Origin of the sequence: Methanosarcina soligelidi (assembly GCF_000744315.1) — an archaeon.
GTDB classification, from domain to species: domain Archaea; phylum Halobacteriota; class Methanosarcinia; order Methanosarcinales; family Methanosarcinaceae; genus Methanosarcina; species Methanosarcina mazei.
Genome location: NZ_JQLR01000001.1, coordinates 1,225,837 through 1,243,673, shown reverse-complemented (window position 1 = coordinate 1,243,673; position 17,837 = coordinate 1,225,837). Strand labels below are relative to the sequence as shown.

Here is a 17,837-nt window from a genome sequence, read left to right as displayed (position 1 = left end):
GAGAGAGGAAAATGAAGAGAAAAGAGCATAAAAAAGCCCTTTTCTTCCAAAAAGCATTTAAACCTTCTTTTTACGGAATCCCAGATAAATTCCTCCAACTGCTGCCAGGACGAAAAGAATTCCGAATATGTCAGAGCCGGAGAAAGACGGACCTCCACTTTCTTCTTCCGTTACAGGAGTTTCTTTCTGCATCTCATAGCCTTCCACGTAATCGGATTCCGAATTCTGGCGGACTTCAGGAGCAGGTTCTGGAGAATCCATTCCATAGCCTGTGCCGGAGTCCTGAACAGTCTGGTTGCTTTCCTGTGATTCCGAACCTGATCTGGATGTCTGGTTAAGTTTTTCAGCAACACTTGTCTGATGCCCTTTACTGCTACTGCTGCTCTGAGATTCTGTTATTTCCTTGGTCTCGACTCTGGTCGCTGATTCGATCTGCTCAGCATAGCCAGGAACAGATACCATCCCGCTTACGAACTCGTGAAGCAGGGGGTTTCCGCAGGTATGGTGGCAGCATGAAGCCCCGTTCTCAGCCACAGACTGTTCATATTCCGTTGCAAGGCTTTCAATAACGTCTTCCGAAGGTGCCCAGTAATCGTGCCTGACAGCTTCAAGCATCCTGGCAGTGATTGACTGGTAAGCGGCCGGGTTATTCTGTTTGAACCATTCTCTCATGGCAGGGTCATTGGAGTAGGTCTCATACACCTGCTGCCAGACAGTGTCATCCACAAGCTCAGGGGAACTTACTTCCCAGCCAAAGAGGTTGTCCACAAATTCGGACATCATACTGCCGCCTGAATACCCTGAGTTCTGCATGCCTTCAATCCACCTGTCATTGAAATATCTGGCTCTCAGGTCCTTGCTGAGGTATTCCCGCATTCCAAGCATCTGAGCCCCGTCGGGGTTGCTTGTATCAGAAACATACATTTCAGGAGTTGTCCCGTCACCTTTTACATACCTTGTTGCAAGGTTCATGCCTCCGAAATACTGGAAAAAGTCGTCGTTGTCAAGAGAATCGTAAAGGTTTGAAGAGGCTGAATGTACCGATGCTTCAACATTTTTCAGGTTCCCTTCAAGGAGGCCTCTGGACTGTATTCCCCAGAAATCCTCTCCGTAGGCGTATCCCATCTTGTCCAGGTATACGTTTGCAATGGCTTCTTCGTTTTCCCATGTCCCGCTTGCACTGACAGCGTCCGAGACCCCTATATCGTAGGTGCCGTCCATTACCGCAAAGCAGCGCATTGTTGAGAGTTTTGTTGCAGTATCGTTGTCATATCCTGTCTCAACAAGGGAACCGTAGAGTGCAAGTGAACTCTGGTTGACGTAGTTGGGATAGTTTACGGGGGGGAGAGAGCTTGCAAGTTTTACAGCGCTGTCCACCATTTTGATCTTATCCGGGAAAGCATCCCTTATCCCTGCCGTACTATAGACAATATCAATACGCGGCCTCCCTGGCTTTGAGCTGTCGTAATTCGGCAGCAGTTCTTCTTCGGGAATAACTTCGACTCCTGTCACATACCCGTATTCGTCCCATACGGGCTGGATCCCAAGCAGGTAAAGAATTTCGGCTTCCAGGGTCCCGTGGTCGCCGATAAATTCAACACCGAACCTTGAGAATGAAACCTTTTCAGGGTATTCCCCGTGCTCACTATAATAGTCCTCAAGCATCTGGATTGCAAGGGTTTTCCCGACTTCCCATGTTGCTTTTGAAGGGTACAGTTTTGAATTTACGCTGTAATAGTTGCGCCCTGTCGGTACGGCATCAGGGTTCATTATGGGGTCAAGCCCAGACGCCGGCGGGATAAACCCTCCATTCAGGGCTGAAAGAATCCTGTCAATTTCCACATCACAGCCAAGAAGACGGTCCCTGTAGTCCAGGCCAAGCTCAAGGTCAGGTGTGACAGAACTGTTGGTCTGCCCGTAGACTGCAATCTGGGCAGCGGAAACATCTGTATTATTTGTTACAACTTCCCAGACAAGTTTAGTGACTTTTGTATCATTTAACGGAATCCCGAGAGGATAAGCGGATTCTGGATAGAAGGCTGCAGTAACATTATCCTCAAAGCTCCCTCCGAGCATAGCCCTTACCATCGCAGATAATTCGTCTTTCTCAGGGTCTGTCATGTTTGTCCCCGGAACACGGCTGAGGATATGCATTCCGTAGGGGATATTTTCATTTCCTATGTCTTCCAGGTACTCGTGAAGGACATCTTTTACAAAACTTTCAAATTCTTCATCACTGTAGTTCTCGAGATCAGTTACGTTTTCCATTCCCAGGTCGACACTGAGGTTGAGTGCTATTATCTCATCAATTATTGCCTGCTGGTATCCTGCCCTGGTCTGAGAAGTAATGCTGGGCTCATAATACTGCTGGACATTAATTGAGAGGTTCAGCAAGCCTCCGTAAAGTCCGCTCCGTTCGAGAGTAGGGGTCAGGTGGTCGATAATAAGGGCGTTACCCCTGTACTCGGCGGTTATTCCCTCTCCCACGTTGGCAACTATGTAAGGATATATGTTTGGCAGGTCCTGAAGAAGCAGAGGAGACCAGTCAGAGGTTCTGTTCATACCGTAAGTGGGCCCCGGAAGCCATTCATGCGTACCGTGAGTCCCCAGGTGAATAACTGCATCGGGCTGCCATTCATGGTTTAACCAGAGGTAGAAAGCTATGTACTGGTGTGTTGGAGGTACAACATTGCTGTGGTAAAGGGTATCGTTGTTTTGCCCCGTTCCCCTGGCAGGCTGAGGCATGAGCCAGACATCCTCGAAACGCACCGTAGGAATCACAATATACTTTCCGGTTTCGTTTTCATAGATCATAACGCTCTTATCCTGGGGCAGGTCTTCGGACCAGGGCTGTCCCCATTCAGCCGTTACACTGGATCTCAGGTTCTCCGGAATTTCAGACTCAAACCACTCTCTGTAAGTCTCCATGGGTATGAGGTGCAGCCCCCATTCGGTTTTGTTTTCAACCATTTCATTCAGGACTCCCGGAGCCCATGAACCGACATTGATACCCTGAGCCTGGAGCATGTCCATAAGGATACTGCTATTATCAGGAATTCCGGAGACTTCATACCCGCTTTCATTCATTGAATTGAGGAGGTCAAACATGCTCTCCGTGGTGTTGAGGTAGTTTGCCACTATATTGTCCTTTCCTGAAGGATAATTGTAATAGATGACAGCTACTTTCTTGTCCTGGTTAGCCTTTAACTTCAGTTCTGCCCAGTTAATTGACCTGTTTGACATCCAGTCAATCTGGGAAGGCAGAGGTTCATAGTTGCTTTCTCCGGTTTCGGAATCGTAATTGTCAATTCCTATTACAATATACTCGAAAATCCCGTCAACGCTTGGAAGCAGGGTTTTGTACACAACCTCGCTGCTCGGGATGCCCCTGTTGCTGTCAGCAACATCAGTAGAATTCTCAGGGTTGTTAACAACAAGTCCGGTGAGGACAGGGACATCAAGGTCCGTAAGCTCCTGTACACCTTTGTCAGGGTCTTCGTAATTTAAACGGAAACTCTTAAGAGAAATTACACACTGGACAAGAGGTTCCCCGTTTTCGTCAAAGTAAAATTTGTGGATATCGTTGAAGGTATCAAAACCCGCAATTACGTTGCAGCCCTTTCCTTCCAGGTCGCGGATAAGGGCATCTATGACTTCAAGATTGTCTCCGGTATAATCCGAAGCATGGAACCATATCCCGATAGTGGGCTTACTTTTATCATAAACATATTTTGATTCATTGAAGTTAGTTAAGTTAGTTGAGTTAGAGTACCATTCAAGGTAATCAGTGGTGTTTTCGAACCAGTCAGGCTGGGATTCGTCAGTTGGAGAGCGGGCGTCAGGATGGTAAAGACCTGCTTCCGGGAAGTCTACAGGATCTTCATAAACCCAGCTGCCTGTAAGTTCAGGTTTGTCTCCGTATGTTTTTGCAAGATAAATAAGGAAGTTTTCAGCATTTTTCTTCAGGACTCCTCTTGTACCCATGTTGTAAAAGAATTTCTCCTCAGTGGAATTGTATGGTTCGATCCCTGAAAAAATCTGGTCGTAATTTGAAGTGTTTATATATGCAGTATCTATTGCAGAAGAGATGTCTATGAGAACGGTCCCATTTTCATGAGCACTTTTAAGGTCATCCCCGATATCTTTGAACTGCGACCAGAGCATATAGGAAAATATTATATCCTGATTTTCAAAAGTGACATTACTGAAGTCAGAATATCCCGAAAGGTACGTGACATTTATACTCGCATTGTATGGATTGGACTGCTCTGCCGCAGCTAGAGCACTTCCATCATAACAGATAAAAGTAATATTTACCTGATTTCCATCAGCCGATACATTCTGTGCGAGAAGTAAAAGAATCACCGCACATAAAACCAGTAACCTGCTTCGTGCCGTACGCATTTTATCCCCAGATAATCTATTATGAACACCCGGGTACTACAGGAAAAAAATAACCTGTGAACCCGTCCATAGAATTATTTTTTCAAGAAGTTTGCGAATTTTCGAAACTTAAGATAGAACGTCCTTCAATTTTTGAAGATAATAGAAAGAGCTCTCGATTATGGCTCTTAATTTATAACTTTTAATTCAACTTTATAACTTCCTCAAACAAATGAGCAGCCGATTCTGTTTAATATCTTCAACACTCGGAGCATCGAGTGAAAAATATATAAAAGACATTTTTTGGCTCACAATTGTTAGCTATTCGACTAAGAACCGCACATAAACAAAGAAACATCCAGAAAAATAGTTTGAATGAAAAAAGGAAGAAAACTGAAACGATAAAGCTCTATAATTAAGTAGTAAGCTTTTAGCTGGATCCGACAATGTACGCGTATAAAAATAGGTAAGTGAGGGAGGATATGAGACACGATACTTATCAAAAAATTATTGAAAACTATATTGATGCCTATAATAGTTTTGATATCGACAGAATGCTTTTAGATATGCACGATGACATAAAATTTGAAAACATTTCAAACGGAGAAATCAACTTAACAACAAATGGTATTGCAGAATTAAGAAACCAGGCAGAGCTTGCCAGACATCTATTTAGAGAGAGAAAGCAGACAATTACGGATATTAAATTTAATGCTGACCAGGTTGAAGTAAAAATTGACTATTATGGGATTCTAGCAGTTGATTTTTCGGATGAACTGAAAACCGGAGATGTAATTGAATTAAAAGGCAGTTCGATTTTCAGATTTAAAGACAATAAAATAATTGAACTGAAAGATATTGGTTGAGTCACCTGGGGAATTGAAGATATTAAAATTGCACAGTGACCAGCTTTTATAGTCATGCCAGCGAATTCCAGAGCTTTTTCAGGATTGGAAGCTGGTTGAATATCGAGATGAAGACCTTAAGATTCCTTGGTATTCTGAATCCAGGGGAGTTTCCACCAGAAAAGAACGTTCGATAACAGTGTTAACAGGAATAGAACAAAAACTAATATCATTATACATTTTTCTTGCATTTTCAATCTCCTGAAACGGTATTATGAGCCCTGAGTGCTGAAAGAAAACGGAGTGCCCTGAAGAAAATACCCAGAAATTCCAGCTCATTAAACTATTTTGGTTCAAAAATTTACTGATGTTAGGAACTGTTAGAAATATGCATTTCTAGTTTAAAAATTTAATGAAAAACTTTTAGTTTTAACTTTGAATTCAAACCGGAATCTCCTGAAATATATAGACTGCCGATGCCGGTTGAAAATTTAACAATCGAGAGATAAGGGAAATGATACGTGAACTACCACCCAGCTAAAGACTGAGTGGCTTCCTGAGTCATCCTTTCTCCCATTGGAGGCAAGTCGTGCAGGCTCTAGCCCCTCGTTCCGAAGGTGAGATAGATATGAGCGTGAGGTTGTACTTGAGATGCTTATAGCTACCGTATTTCCACGGCTTAATCCCGATCCCTTCAGGATGATTCTTGCCCTGTTATCCAACTCCCCGATGTTCAAACGTTACCTCGCTTGGTTTTCGCTTTGAAATTCGGCAACGTTCTTAGGAACTGTGAGGTTGTGGTGACAGCAAAATCTAATATTAAAAACGTTTTGAAGATACTTAATAACTTACAGAATCTATAACGGATAACAGTTTGGAAGTTGACACTTAGATCTCACGAAGCTAAAGACTTCGAGGTTTTACGCTTCTTCCTATAAAATGCAGCTTTTGGATAATGATTGTTAGCTTTTCGGGAAAAAAAGCCTCAAAAATTTCAATGTATAAGATAAAGGCTCAGAGCGATAACAGACATTCCAGAAAATACCCCCAGAAAAGTCAGATGCTCGTTTCCATATTTTATGGAGATCGGCAGCAGTTCATCAAAACATATAAAGACCATTACCCCTCCGACCGCAGCGAGCATGAGGAAAAGCATTTCAGGAGATAGAAAGCGGAAAAGAAAAAAATATGCAAACACAGCTCCCAGAGGTTCGGTAAGCCCTGCAAAGAAAGAATAAGCAAACGCTTTTTTTCGGTCACCACTGGCATAATAGATAGGAACCGAAACTGCAATTCCTTCAGGGATGTTATGGATTGCTATGGCCAGAGCAACCGAAAACCCCAGATAAGGAGAACCCAGGGACGCAGCTAACACTGCAATTCCTTCAGGGAAGTTGTGCATGGCAATTCCTGCTGCAGTCAGCAGGCCGGCTTTTTGAAGGTCATTCTCTTCACTCCGGGAAAGAGTGTTTCTATCAGGGAGAGTATCCGTATGAATGTGCTCTATCACGCGGTCAAGAATTCCCATCCCCAGCATCCCCAGAAAAAAAGCAGCATTTGCCTGGAAAAAACCAACTGCACCAACAGATTCAGCAAGTAAATCTACAAATGAGATATAGATCATTGCCCCCGCAGCAAAACCAAGCAGCATGGACAGCCAGGTAAACTTTAGATTGGGAACCAAAAAAGCTATAAGACTGCCAGTACCGGTTGAGAGTCCTGCACATGCTGTGAGAATAAAAGCAGTTGTGACATCTCCCATTTAGCTCCCCAATAAATAAAATACGGGATAGGATTTAAATTCATAGAAAAAGAAAAGACAAATACGGGAGAGTTTTATATAAAGTAAATTAATAAATATACTTAAATTCCGGAAGATAAGCTGAAGATCTAAAAATTAATCTGGAGAGGATGCCTCAGTGGAAACAGAGGTATCCGCAGATGTACTGTTGCTCTCAGAGTCTTCTGGCACGTAAATGACTCTGCCGTCAGCAAGCTTATAAGCAGTTCCCAGAGCTTCTCCTGTGCCTCCGCCAATGCTGTCAGTCATGTTCAGGACTTCTATGGGTTTTCCTTCTTCTTTTATAATTATCTTCATGTCCTCAGCTCCGGGGTTTTTTACAATTGTAAAGTCCTCACTTGAGCTCAGAAGTTCGGGGAGGTGGTAGGACATCACAAGGGCTACGAGCAACGCCACGGAAAAGACCATTGCAACATCAAAAACATTGGCAACAGTGACCATGGGGCTTTGCTCATCCTCGGCATGTAAAAGCCCTGTACGCCTGAATCTTCTCGTTTTCCGCATGATTTATTCCTCCTGTTAAAAGATGCCAGGCATCAGATCTTTTCTTCAATTGTATCCAGGATGTAATCGATGTCGGACATGTCTTCCCAGTACCAGCGCCTTCTGACCTGTGTGAGCACATATCCAATTCCGGCAGCAAAAAGACCCACAACGGTTGTTGCAAAGGCGATCATGAGGTTCTGTGCAAGGGTTTCAAGGTCTCCTGCCGACAGTCCTATAAGAGCGGGGCCCAATGGAATCAGGGTCCCCATGAGTCCCAGCATGGGGCCAATTGTAGAGGTTATCTTTGTATGTTCAAGGCGTTTTGCCATCTGGATCTCATATTCCTGAGAAAGCCTTTCAATTGCAGGGAGATGCTGCTCTTTCAAATATTTTGAAGCATCCCTTGCAAAGGAAGTGACCATGTAATTCTGCTTTATATTCTCAAGAGCCCTGGAAGCTTCTGTAAAATCCGAGTTCCTGAGGTCATTCTCGAGTTTTTTGCAGTTAGCCTCGAGGTTATTCCAGTCCCTGTGCCTTTTTGTGTATTCCGAAAGGAATTCCCCCAGTTGAATTAATGACAGAAACACAAGGAGAGTGAGGAGAAACATTACGGGGATCAGTAAAGCAGTAGAGAAGACATTCATCATGCTTGATAATAAACTCATCATGCTCACAGATCATGCCTCCTTATACGGTCCATGAAAAAGCCCGCAAGGACAATGACACCAAAAGCCATGAGAGGTATGATCCCTGTATCCCCACCGCCTGTGGAAACAAGGTTCATCTGTTTGGTTTTAATATATGCCGGAATTAGCAGAGCTCCCAGAAGATAATAGATCCCGAGAAGCATCATGGCGCTTCCCATTGTTTCGGGAGTCTTTCCAAACCGGGTCTTTCCAAACCTGAAAAGAAAAGAAGAAGCTACCACTGCTGTAAAAAAAGCAAGCCCGACAAGAAGCCCTATTTTTATCCCGGATAAGTTCAGGCTTTCTGAGAGCAGCATACAGGATACTGCAAGAGCACCCAGGCAGACCGGGCACGGCATGGATATAGCCAGGAAAGTGTGTCTTGAAACGTCCTTGCCCGAGTTCCACTTTTTCTGGGTGTAAATGCCTGCCCCTATAAGGAGCAGAGAGACCAGGACATGAATTCCCATGCCCATTGAAGAGAGCTTTTCAAAAACTTCCAGGCTCAAGCGGTCAGCAACGCTTCCAAATAATAGTGCAAGAAAAAAGTAACTGCTGGCAATTGTAAGAATCTCCCGAGCAGTAATATTTGAGAATCCACAGCCTAATCCTGTTTTTATCCCGAAGATAAGGATACCTATCATAATTCCAATAACAGTTAACATCGCAGAGTCCATAGTACCTTCTGAGCATCTATAGTTGAATTAAATAAAAACTGGTTTTTGGGTAACGTTTGTTATCTAAAAAGATAACAAGTGCACATGATATCGTTTTTTTGGATAAAAAGTTCAAGTTCATGCTTTTGAAAGAAAGGAGTTGAAAGAAATAATTAAAAAAGTAATAGGAGCTTCACGGGAGCAGGGAAATATAAAATTAATTTTAAAAAAGTATGAGACAAGGGAATAACAAATCAAGAGTCAAATTTAACAATAATTATGTAAAAACTTACCCCGTTAACTGGATATAAAGTTTTATACACTATAGCGGAAAGGCAATAATTAAAGTAAATTTGTTAGATCTATAAATAAAAAGAATAATAGAAGACAGGAAGACATACATTACTTGAGTTAAAAGGGAAATAATTATAAGTACTTAGGGTAAAATAGAGGATCATCATGGTAGTAAGTGTTATGCGAGATCCAGGAATTAACGGAGGTAGAGAAAACCTCTTTAAAGCAATTTCAAGCGATACACGCCTTTCAATTCTTGAGAGCCTGAGTGAAGGAGAAAAACATATTTCAGGTCTTGCAAGGGAGATAGGCATTTCGGTACCAGTAGCAGCTAAACATGTGAAAGTGCTGGAAAAAGCCGAACTTGTGGAAAGAAAAAAGTTCGGAAATACCCATATGATAGGCATAAAACTGAGCAATGTCTATTCTTTCCTTGACCGTTTTGCAGAAAACAGGCAGATTGAGGTAGAAGAAGGCACGAATTTGCTTGAAGCCCTGAAAAGTGTGGCAGCTGTTGAGGTAATGAAAATGGGAGACAGGATGAAAGTTGTCTCTACGGATGGGGAAGAGGGCTTTTATGTATATGAGGTGGACGGCAAATTTTCGGATAAAACCGTAGATGAATACGAGTTTCATGAAGATTCGGTTGTAGAGTGGAAAAAGCTGATTCCGGTCACGAAAAAAAGGCTGTTTGTAAATATAAGAAGGTAAAGCAGTCCTTAAGGACCAGCTTTTAATAACTCGAAAAAGTCGTCTTATAGTACCTCTGCTAAAGTAACTTCATACTACCATTCAAAAAGTCCTGACCTGAAAAGTTGCGGAATGGTTCAGCCTTCTGAAAGAGCAGGATTCAAAAGTGAGATTTAAGTGGGTTTATTCCTTTAATCTGGCCAGCACTCCAAGATGGTCTTCATGATAAGGCATAAGTTCCCTTGCTGTCAAAACTTCGAATCCGGGTTCGAAGGCTTGTTCAAGCTTATTTACCTCTTCTTTGAAGATCTCCTTCGGGCTTGCTGCAGTATCAATACTGCGAGCTTTGATAGAAAGCAGGAGATATCCGTCCTTTTTCAAAAAACGGACAGCATTTCTTGCAGCTATTTCTGCCTGGTTGGGCTGGGCAACATCCTGAAAGATAACATCTACAGGCTCAACAATATGTGCGTAACTGTCCGGCTTTCCAGCATCTGCAAGAATAGGGAAAATATTTTTGCGTCTGGAAGCAAGCCCTATGAAGTCGCGCATGCTTCTTGGGGCAAATTCAACAGAATACACCGCCCCTTCGGAAACGATATCCGATACGTGGCTTACTGTTGTTCCCGAAGCAGCCCCGAGATAAAGAACCTTTGAACCCCTTTCCAGGGGGATATCAAATTTTTTGAGGACCATGGCTCCTAGTTTGCTTCTGCGGGGGTCCCATGTCCTGTATTCATTTCCTTCAACAGAAATCAACTTTTCTCCGTAAACGACTTTTCCCGGGTCAAGGTTAAGAGTTGAAAGCTGTTTTTTGTCTTTTGTAACCTCAAAAATCCCTTCGGAAAGCTGCCTTATTTCGGGCATTTACTTCCTCCTCTTCTTTTTTGGCTTTGTCCTGATTTCCTGCCGCTTCTGGGGAGGTCTGGGGTTTTCAGCCCTGATCTTCCGGATCTTTTCTTCCAGTTCATTTTCAAGTGAAGGGTTCCTCTTTGCAGAATAAAAGTCAATTCTTGCGGCAAGAGAGAGCTTTGCTGCAAGAGCTCTTGCGACTTTTCCCCTTACCCACCAGGGAGAGGTATTGATAAGGGGATGGCTGTAAATTATGCCATGTTTGGGGGACGGAGCCCTGGAACGCAGGTGTTTGAAGAGAGCTTTACTTGCGCCTATTACCTGAATGGTGCTTGAAGGAAAAGCTGCCAGTTTTTCAAGGCTGCCTGCAATGCTTATCAGCCTTGCACCCAGCATGGGCCCTGCAAGCAATGCCAGATTGGGGGCAAGGATTTCCATGCTGCTTTCAATATACGCTTCAATCTGTTTCCGGCGTTCGTAGAGGCTGCACACACTCTCTGCAAGACCTTTAAGAAGAACTTCATCTGCGGCTTCGAGTTTTGCGCCCATGGAATTTTTTGCCTTCAAATAATGAGGGTCTTCAGGAGGTACATTCTCACGAGACCCGTACCTGCTTATAAAAACCGCAAGCTCTTCCCCGCTTAACCCGCTTTCGGGGAAATAACCTCCGTACCATTCAAAAAGCCTTTCAGAAAGGGAATTGGTCGTTTCATTAATGTCATCCAGGGCTTCTACTGCCTGAATTATTCGCTGGTCAGGGGTGAGCGCCTGTGAGACCTGAAGTTTTACGGTTTCCAGAGTTACTTTGTGTAAAAGAGAATAGTATTCAGAGATGGATTCTGTGAATCCACACTCCAGGGCTGCAGTTTTGAGGTCAAAGCCTTCCGGAGGCAGGTTTTGCCGGCTCTCCCTGAAAGAAAGCGAACGGAGAGCAAGCTCTCTTATATCCTTTGGAAAAACCTCGGAGGAAAGAGTTTTTCCTTTACTGTCCAGCTCAAGGACACCAAACCAGGTATTGACTTTCAATCAGAGCCCCCTAAGATGTCCGCGCCCCGGTTCCTTCCTTTTGTAAGCAGAACTTCTCCACCTAATGATTCGTCAAGCATACGCTGGACCTCTTTCTGGAGCCTTCCAGCCTCTCCGGAACTCTCTACAATTCCGTAAACAACAGGCCCGAAAGAACTGACTCCCGAACCGCTTGCTCCGTTGTCCTGCATGTATTTCATGACATTGAGTACGGTTTCGGACTGAAGTTCAACCTCTCTCTTTTTGAAGCCCACAGTCTGAAAATGGTTAACCGCGCGGCCAAAACTGTCTATATCTTCTTCGATAAGCGCAGGCAACATCTGCATAAGAATTACGTGAGAGATCTCCTGAACTTCCGGGAGAGGTATCGGACAGGCCTTTTTGAAAACATCCACTTCTTCCGCATCATGAACTCCTTTTGTATTGGGGATTGCAAGGACAATATTCCAGTCAGGAAACGCTCTTCTGAAAAGTACAGGCCCCGGAGGCATACGGCTGGCTGCGGAAGGAGAAAATGCACCTTTATCCCTGAACCTGTGACCTCCGTCCAGGATAAATCCTCCACTTTCAAAGGCAGCAACCCCTATTCCGGAAGTCCCTCCTCTGCCCACGGCAACTGCGAGTTCCCTGACACTTTTACCAAGCCCGTAAATCTCATTTATGGCTGCAGCTACCGAAAGCGCAGCCTGGGTTCCGGAACCGAGACCCACATGGTCAGGGAGATCTCTTTTAATATGGATTTTGATCCCCTTTCCTTCCGGAATTACAGCTTTTGCTGCTTTTAGCATCCTGCCTGAGAGAAGAGAAGAACCCACAACTTCAACCGTATCCGCTTCAGATGCCGAAATTTCCAGGCTGGGTGACTCGAGAGTGATTCCTACCCCTCCGTCTACCCTGCCAATCTCCGCATTGAGGTCAATAAGGGTGAGATGGAGTCTGGACGGAGACACCACATTAATCATATTCATCTGTATCCTCATTGCTTATTCATAAAGCTTAGGAGTTAATCTTCGAACTACCCCGAAGTTTTTCCTTAACAATCAAATAAGTAAAAGATAAAGTTTTCCCGCTAAATATAAATTTAAGGAATGGGAAAATCAGTGAATATATTTTTACACGGATCTCCGCGCTCCCGTGAAAATCCAGCAGTGTCTCCATAAAAACAGGACAGACAGAAAAACTGCAGCGCCTACAGCGGCTGTAAATCGTCCCCAGAATGGCATGTATAAGCCCGCAAAGCATCCCTGTATCCGCGGGGTCCGGAAGCCCGAAAGTGAGGTCAGCTTTCAGGTATTTAATTTTTATTGCATTGAGCATGTCGGAAAATAGTCGGAAAAGAGGTTTTCTAAGAGCTTTGTAAGCTTCCAGACCCCAGTGAAGCTTTTCCCTGATGGTCATTCCGTCCTCTTCTTCAACCTCAAATTCCCCGACAGAACTTTTCTTCCCTTTTATGCGGTCAAATATCCCTCTTTTCTTTTCAACCCGGATTTTTTCTTCAGCCCGGGTTCTATCTTCACTTTCAGGAGCAAATGTTTTCTCCTCAGATCTCTCTTTTACGGGCTCTCTGCTTTCATCTACCTGAATTTTATATTCTGCTTCCCGGCCTTCATCCCTGATTTTGATTTCTTCAGGTACTGATTCGTCCTGCCGATTTTCGGTTTCAATTACTTTTTCATTTCCCTTATCCTCCATATCTGACTCATCAGGAGAATATTTTTTCTCGCCGGGTTCTCCAATTAAAAAAGTGTGGGAAAAAAAGAGCCATTTAACGGTTACTGTGCCTTCCAGTTCGTTCTTTTCTTTCAAACTCAGGGCCTTAAGCTTGAAGGTAAAGACTATTGCCGTGAGAAGTACAAATAAAATAAGTAAAAAAATCAGAATAATGAGATATATGGCAAGCATGCGGAACATTTTGAGGGAAGAAGGATAGTTCTGACTATCCTGACCACTTTAACCGTCAATTCAGATTCCAGTAAAACCCCTTAAAAAGTTTTAACCGGAGGGATTTAGCGGAAACAGCCCCCTTTCTCGACTTCAATCTCCGTGTGCTCTTTGACCTCTGTTTTAACGGCTTCGGAGCTCCCTTCTTTTTTATGTTTTCCGGTTTTGCCTTTGATTTTGTCCAGAAGCTCAGGCACTGCCTCCTGAATGGAACCAAGGATTGCACCTACATCTCCTTTCTCAGAGATCCTGAAGATCTTTGCATCATCCTCGGAGAGCATAATAAAAGCGATAGGCTCGATCTTAGCGCCTGCACCGCCTCCACCACCGTATCCAATGTCGGATTCCTTCTTGCCGCCTTCCCCGCCTCCTCCTCCAAAGCCCATTGTAAGTTTGGAAACAGGAATAATTGTTTTCCCGGCAGCAGTAATAGGGTCCCCAACTACGGTTTTTGTAGTTGCAATTTTTTCAAGTTCGCTCGCAATTTGTTTAATAGTATCTTCTACACCCATCTAGTTTCCCCCGATGTGTTAGTATCATCTGTTTACGTGGATAATAAATGTTATCTATATGTTTTAGATTTTCAATCCAGATTATTATACTATTATCTTTATTATTTTTATTCAGTTCTGGATTTACAACTCCAAGCATAAATCTTATTGCTTTAAATATATATTTTATTGTCATTACAGTTTTTTTCAGAAACTTTTCAGAATATATTTTGAGTCCTCTTCTGATTTAAGCTTAATCTCATAACCGTTTTGGACAATCTCTTTGAAAGTAAGAGAAATTACTTACGTTAATAAAAGGCACCTATTTTTAATAAGAGAGCCCTGTACTGTAAAAATAAATTTAACCAACAGATAAGAATAAATAGTCCCTGTATTTGCTATAAGCACATTGCTCCGCTCTTCTACAAAAAATATGTTTTTTATTTCTATTAAAAAGTATTAATCTAAATCAGTATATTTATATTGTTTTACATATTTTCCAATTTAGTAAAGGTTTGGGGAACAAGGTATTAAATTAGAATATAGAAAATCGCCATTAGACATTTATAAATAAATCTGTATATCGATAGCGAGATAAGGAATTGAGGTAAGTTGCCAGTAAATCAATTCATCCGTAATACAGATTTTACCCCCAAATTTCTTGAGTGGATGGAGGGATTATAAATAAAAAACAAATTATTTACTTTGCAAATTGCTGTTTTCCTTCTGGTATCAATTTCGGGTATAGGAACGGCAGCTGAGATAATTGTCCAGCCAGGAAATTCAATACAGGCTGCAGTTGACAATGCGAGCTCGGGAGATACAATAATTATAAAGCCCGGGACCTATACCGAAAACATCAACATCACTAAAGGGGACCTCACAATCAGGTCAGAGTCCGGAAACCCCGAAGATACAACAATTAAATCCAGAAGCTCGACAGCCAGCGTGCTCTCAGTACAGGCAGATAATGTTAAAATTAGCGGGATCAGGGCTATTGGGGCAAGCGGGTCCAGCTATTCAGGAATTCATCTGTACCAGTGCAATAAATGTATAATAGAAAACAATATGCTCGCAAATAATGGGCGTGGAATTTATCTCCAGAATTCCAGAAAGTGCACGCTCTCAGGCAACACAGCCACGAATAACAGAGCATATGGGATTGTTCTCGGAAGTTCCAGCTATAACACTATTTCCGAAAATACTGCTTATAACAGCAGTCGTGGCATCTATCTGGGTTCCTCTGACTACAATATAATTGCAGGCAATAAAGTGACTTATAACAATTACTTAGGGTTTTACGAATGCAGCCTGTGCGACTATAATGACGTATATAATAACTATTTCAACAACACCGATGTAAGCGTAAAAAGTGGGATTGGAAATTCCTATAATGCTACAAAAACCGAAGGCGCAAATATAATTGGCGGCTCCTATATCGGCGGAAATTACTGGGGAAAACCTGACGGCACAGGCTTTTCTGATACAGCTATAGACAGGGACGGAGACGGTATTGCAGACTCTGCTTACAGACTGCCGGGCGGCAGCACAAGCTCGGATTACCTGCCTCTTGTATATCCATTGAATTTGCCCGAGCCTGTACCCCTGACTGCAGACTTCAGCAGCAACGTTACTTCGGGAACCGCACCACTGGATGTCAGTTTTATCGACAAAAGTACAGGAACTCCTGTTGAATGGAACTGGGATTTCGGAGACGGGACCAGTTCAACAGAACAGAACCCTGTACACACATATTCCACAGAAGGAACCTATACTGTCAGCCTTACAGTAAGAAATGAAAAAGGAACAAATTCAAAATCGGACACAATCACTGTATCACAGAATATTGGCCCTTCAGAGCCGGTGAGCCCTGTCGCGGACTTCGGCACGAACTCCACCGAGGGATTTGCGCCCCTTGCCATCCAGTTCACCGACTTTTCAAAAAACGCGGAATCATGGAGCTGGGACTTTGACAATAACAGACAGCCCGATTCCACCGTCCAGAACCCGGTTTATGTTTATGAAAATCCGGGAGACTATATCGTTAACCTGATGGTAAGTAATGCAAATGGAACGGCCTCAAAAACTCTGCAAATAAAGGTACTGGAAATAGAAGAGGAAAAAATTCTGCCTGTTGCAGATTTTAATACGAATGTCACAGAAGGATATGCCCCACTCCCGGTCCTTTTCACTGATAGGTCACAAAATGCAGCTAGTACAGGCTGGGATTTTGAAGGGGACGGATCTGAGGAAGTAAATTACGGCACTGTGGTTTACGTCTACACCTCTCCAGGAACCTATACTGCGAGCCTGACCGCGACCAATGAAAACGGTACGGATACAAAAACCACTACAATAAATGTAATGAGAAACCCCGGTCTTCCTGTTGCAGATTTCAGTGTCAGTGCTACAGGCGGATATGCCCCGCTTTCGGTAACTTTTACAGACCTCTCGCAACATGCGATATCAAGGAGCTGGGACGTTAACAACGACGGAATTGAAGATTCAAACGCATCAAGCTTTGTTTACGAATATTCCTCTGCAGGGACTTACACTGCTAAACTGACAGCAATTAATGTAAACGGCACGGATACAAAAACCACTACAATAATTGTGGACCGGAAGAGCAGCGGAGGAAGCAGCAGTGGAGGAGGTGGAGGAGGCGGGTCCCCTGAACCTGCAAAGAATGTTAAGGTTAAGGAACTTTCCCAGCTCTTTATCACTAATGGTAAGGCTGTAAAGTTTGACTTCACAAAGAATGCTACATGTGTCGTATATGTAGGCTTTGATGCGATCAAGAATGTAGGTAAGACCACGACCATAGTTGAGGAACTGAAAAATAAGTCCGCACTTGTTTCCGAACTGCCCGAAGGTGAGGTTTATAAGTCATTTAATGTCTGGGTTGGAAACAGCGGGTATGCAACTCCAGAAAACATAGAAAAACCGGTAATATGCTTCAAAGTTGAAAAGAACTGGCTGCAGGATAAAAGTATAGACCGGAGCTCTATCATACTGAACAGGTATAGCGATAAAAAGTGGGAGCAATTGCCAGTCAACCTGTCAGGAGAAGATAACGACTATCTCTACTTTACAGCAGAAGTCCCGGGTTACGCATCATTTGCGATAACAGGCAAGGCTACTGTCCAGCAGGCAAAGACAGAAAATACCTCGATCCCTGCTGAAGAAAGGTCTATTGAGGATATCCAGCCTGAAAAGCAGGAGGCTCAAGATACTGAGACAGGTAATGAGTCCAGTAAAAACAACCGCAATACCATATTAAGTGTGGGTATTGTGATCGGAGCTCTGGGAGTAATAGGACTGGTGCTGAAAAGTATGAAGGAATGAACTGGAATGCCCTTCGGCGTTCCATTCACCAACATCCTATTTTCCAAAGTTCCATTTCCCACATTCCATTTTTTCATATACATTCCGGTAATGAGCAGAAAAATGGAAATCATCAAAGAAATCATCAAAGAGAACTGGTTTTGAATCTAATATCTAAATCTAATATCTAAATCTAATATCTAAATCTAATATCTAAATCTAATATCTAAATCTAATATCTAAATCTAATATCTAAATCTAATATCTAAACCTTGAAAATTGACGATCTCAAATCAGCGGCCAAAACCTGCATTAATTCAGGTTATTTCTTATTTTTAATAAAACGGCCAGATGATAAGGGA

At 43.0% G+C, this 17,837-nt stretch carries 13 protein-coding genes; 3 read left to right on the top strand and 10 right to left on the bottom strand.

Translation table 11 applies throughout. The annotated features are described in order from the left end of the window. Window positions 1-57: 57 nt before the first annotated feature. Window positions 58-4,404: a cobaltochelatase subunit CobN gene (locus M886_RS05470; protein ID WP_048050828.1), complete on the bottom strand. Its 4,347-nt coding sequence runs from the start codon at window positions 4,402-4,404 to the stop codon at window positions 58-60. A 461-nt stretch (window positions 4,405-4,865) separates the two neighbouring features. Here M886_RS05470 and M886_RS05465 point away from each other — a divergent pair, with 461 nt between their 5' ends. Next, window positions 4,866-5,249, top strand: coding sequence for a nuclear transport factor 2 family protein (locus M886_RS05465; RefSeq protein WP_048050827.1), 384 nt, complete (start codon window positions 4,866-4,868; stop codon window positions 5,247-5,249). 973 nt (window positions 5,250-6,222) lie between these two features. Here the strand turns inward: M886_RS05465 and zupT are convergent. The 4 genes from zupT to M886_RS05445 form a co-directional block, all read right to left on the bottom strand. Next, a complete protein-coding gene (gene zupT / locus M886_RS05460) occupies window positions 6,223-6,990 on the bottom strand; it encodes a zinc transporter ZupT (RefSeq protein ID WP_048050826.1) in 768 nt (255 codons plus the stop codon). Between the two features lie 135 nt (window positions 6,991-7,125). Then, complete coding sequence (locus tag M886_RS05455; RefSeq protein WP_048050825.1) at window positions 7,126-7,533, bottom strand: DUF2149 domain-containing protein; 408 nt, start codon at window positions 7,531-7,533, stop codon at window positions 7,126-7,128. A 32-nt stretch (window positions 7,534-7,565) separates the two neighbouring features. Further along, window positions 7,566-8,189, bottom strand: a complete 624-nt coding sequence (locus tag M886_RS05450) for a MotA/TolQ/ExbB proton channel family protein (protein WP_048050824.1) — start codon at window positions 8,187-8,189, stop codon at window positions 7,566-7,568. Continuing rightward, window positions 8,186-8,878, bottom strand: coding sequence for a DUF2162 domain-containing protein (locus tag M886_RS05445; protein WP_048050823.1), 693 nt, complete (start codon window positions 8,876-8,878; stop codon window positions 8,186-8,188). The genes M886_RS05450 and M886_RS05445 overlap by 4 nt, the downstream gene beginning before the upstream one ends. A gap of 438 nt (window positions 8,879-9,316) precedes the next feature. On the opposite strand from M886_RS05445, the gene M886_RS05440 reads away from it, so the two are divergent. Beyond that, window positions 9,317-9,862, top strand: coding sequence for an ArsR family transcriptional regulator (locus M886_RS05440; protein WP_011033540.1), 546 nt, complete (start codon window positions 9,317-9,319; stop codon window positions 9,860-9,862). Between the two features lie 162 nt (window positions 9,863-10,024). On the opposite strand, the gene M886_RS05435 is transcribed toward M886_RS05440, so the two are convergent. The 5 genes from M886_RS05435 to M886_RS05415 all read right to left on the bottom strand — a co-directional run bounded on the left by M886_RS05435 (window position 10,025) and on the right by M886_RS05415 (window position 14,172). After that, on the bottom strand, window positions 10,025-10,708 hold the full coding sequence (locus M886_RS05435; RefSeq protein WP_048050822.1) for a fibrillarin-like rRNA/tRNA 2'-O-methyltransferase: 684 nt from the start codon (window positions 10,706-10,708) through the stop codon (window positions 10,025-10,027). Continuing rightward, window positions 10,709-11,719 (bottom strand): NOP5/NOP56 family protein, encoded by a 1,011-nt coding sequence (locus tag M886_RS05430; RefSeq protein WP_048050821.1) that lies wholly within the window; start codon window positions 11,717-11,719, stop codon window positions 10,709-10,711. It lies immediately after the preceding gene. Further along, window positions 11,716-12,681, bottom strand: coding sequence for a beta-ribofuranosylaminobenzene 5'-phosphate synthase (locus M886_RS05425; RefSeq protein ID WP_048050820.1), 966 nt, complete (start codon window positions 12,679-12,681; stop codon window positions 11,716-11,718). The genes M886_RS05430 and M886_RS05425 overlap by 4 nt, the downstream gene beginning before the upstream one ends. Window positions 12,682-12,715: 34 nt before the next feature. After that, window positions 12,716-13,525 carry a DUF2953 domain-containing protein gene (locus tag M886_RS05420; RefSeq protein WP_235203878.1) on the bottom strand — a complete coding sequence of 270 codons (810 nt, stop codon included), beginning with the start codon at window positions 13,523-13,525 and terminating at the stop codon, window positions 12,716-12,718. A gap of 200 nt (window positions 13,526-13,725) precedes the next feature. Continuing rightward, window positions 13,726-14,172 carry a GerW family sporulation protein gene (locus tag M886_RS05415; RefSeq protein WP_048038286.1) on the bottom strand — a complete coding sequence of 149 codons (447 nt, stop codon included), beginning with the start codon at window positions 14,170-14,172 and terminating at the stop codon, window positions 13,726-13,728. A gap of 684 nt (window positions 14,173-14,856) precedes the next feature. Here M886_RS05415 and M886_RS05405 point away from each other — a divergent pair. Continuing rightward, entirely contained in the window at window positions 14,857-17,496 is a 2,640-nt protein-coding gene (locus M886_RS05405) for a PGF-pre-PGF domain-containing protein (protein WP_048050817.1), read from the top strand. Window positions 17,497-17,837 lie beyond the last annotated feature (341 nt).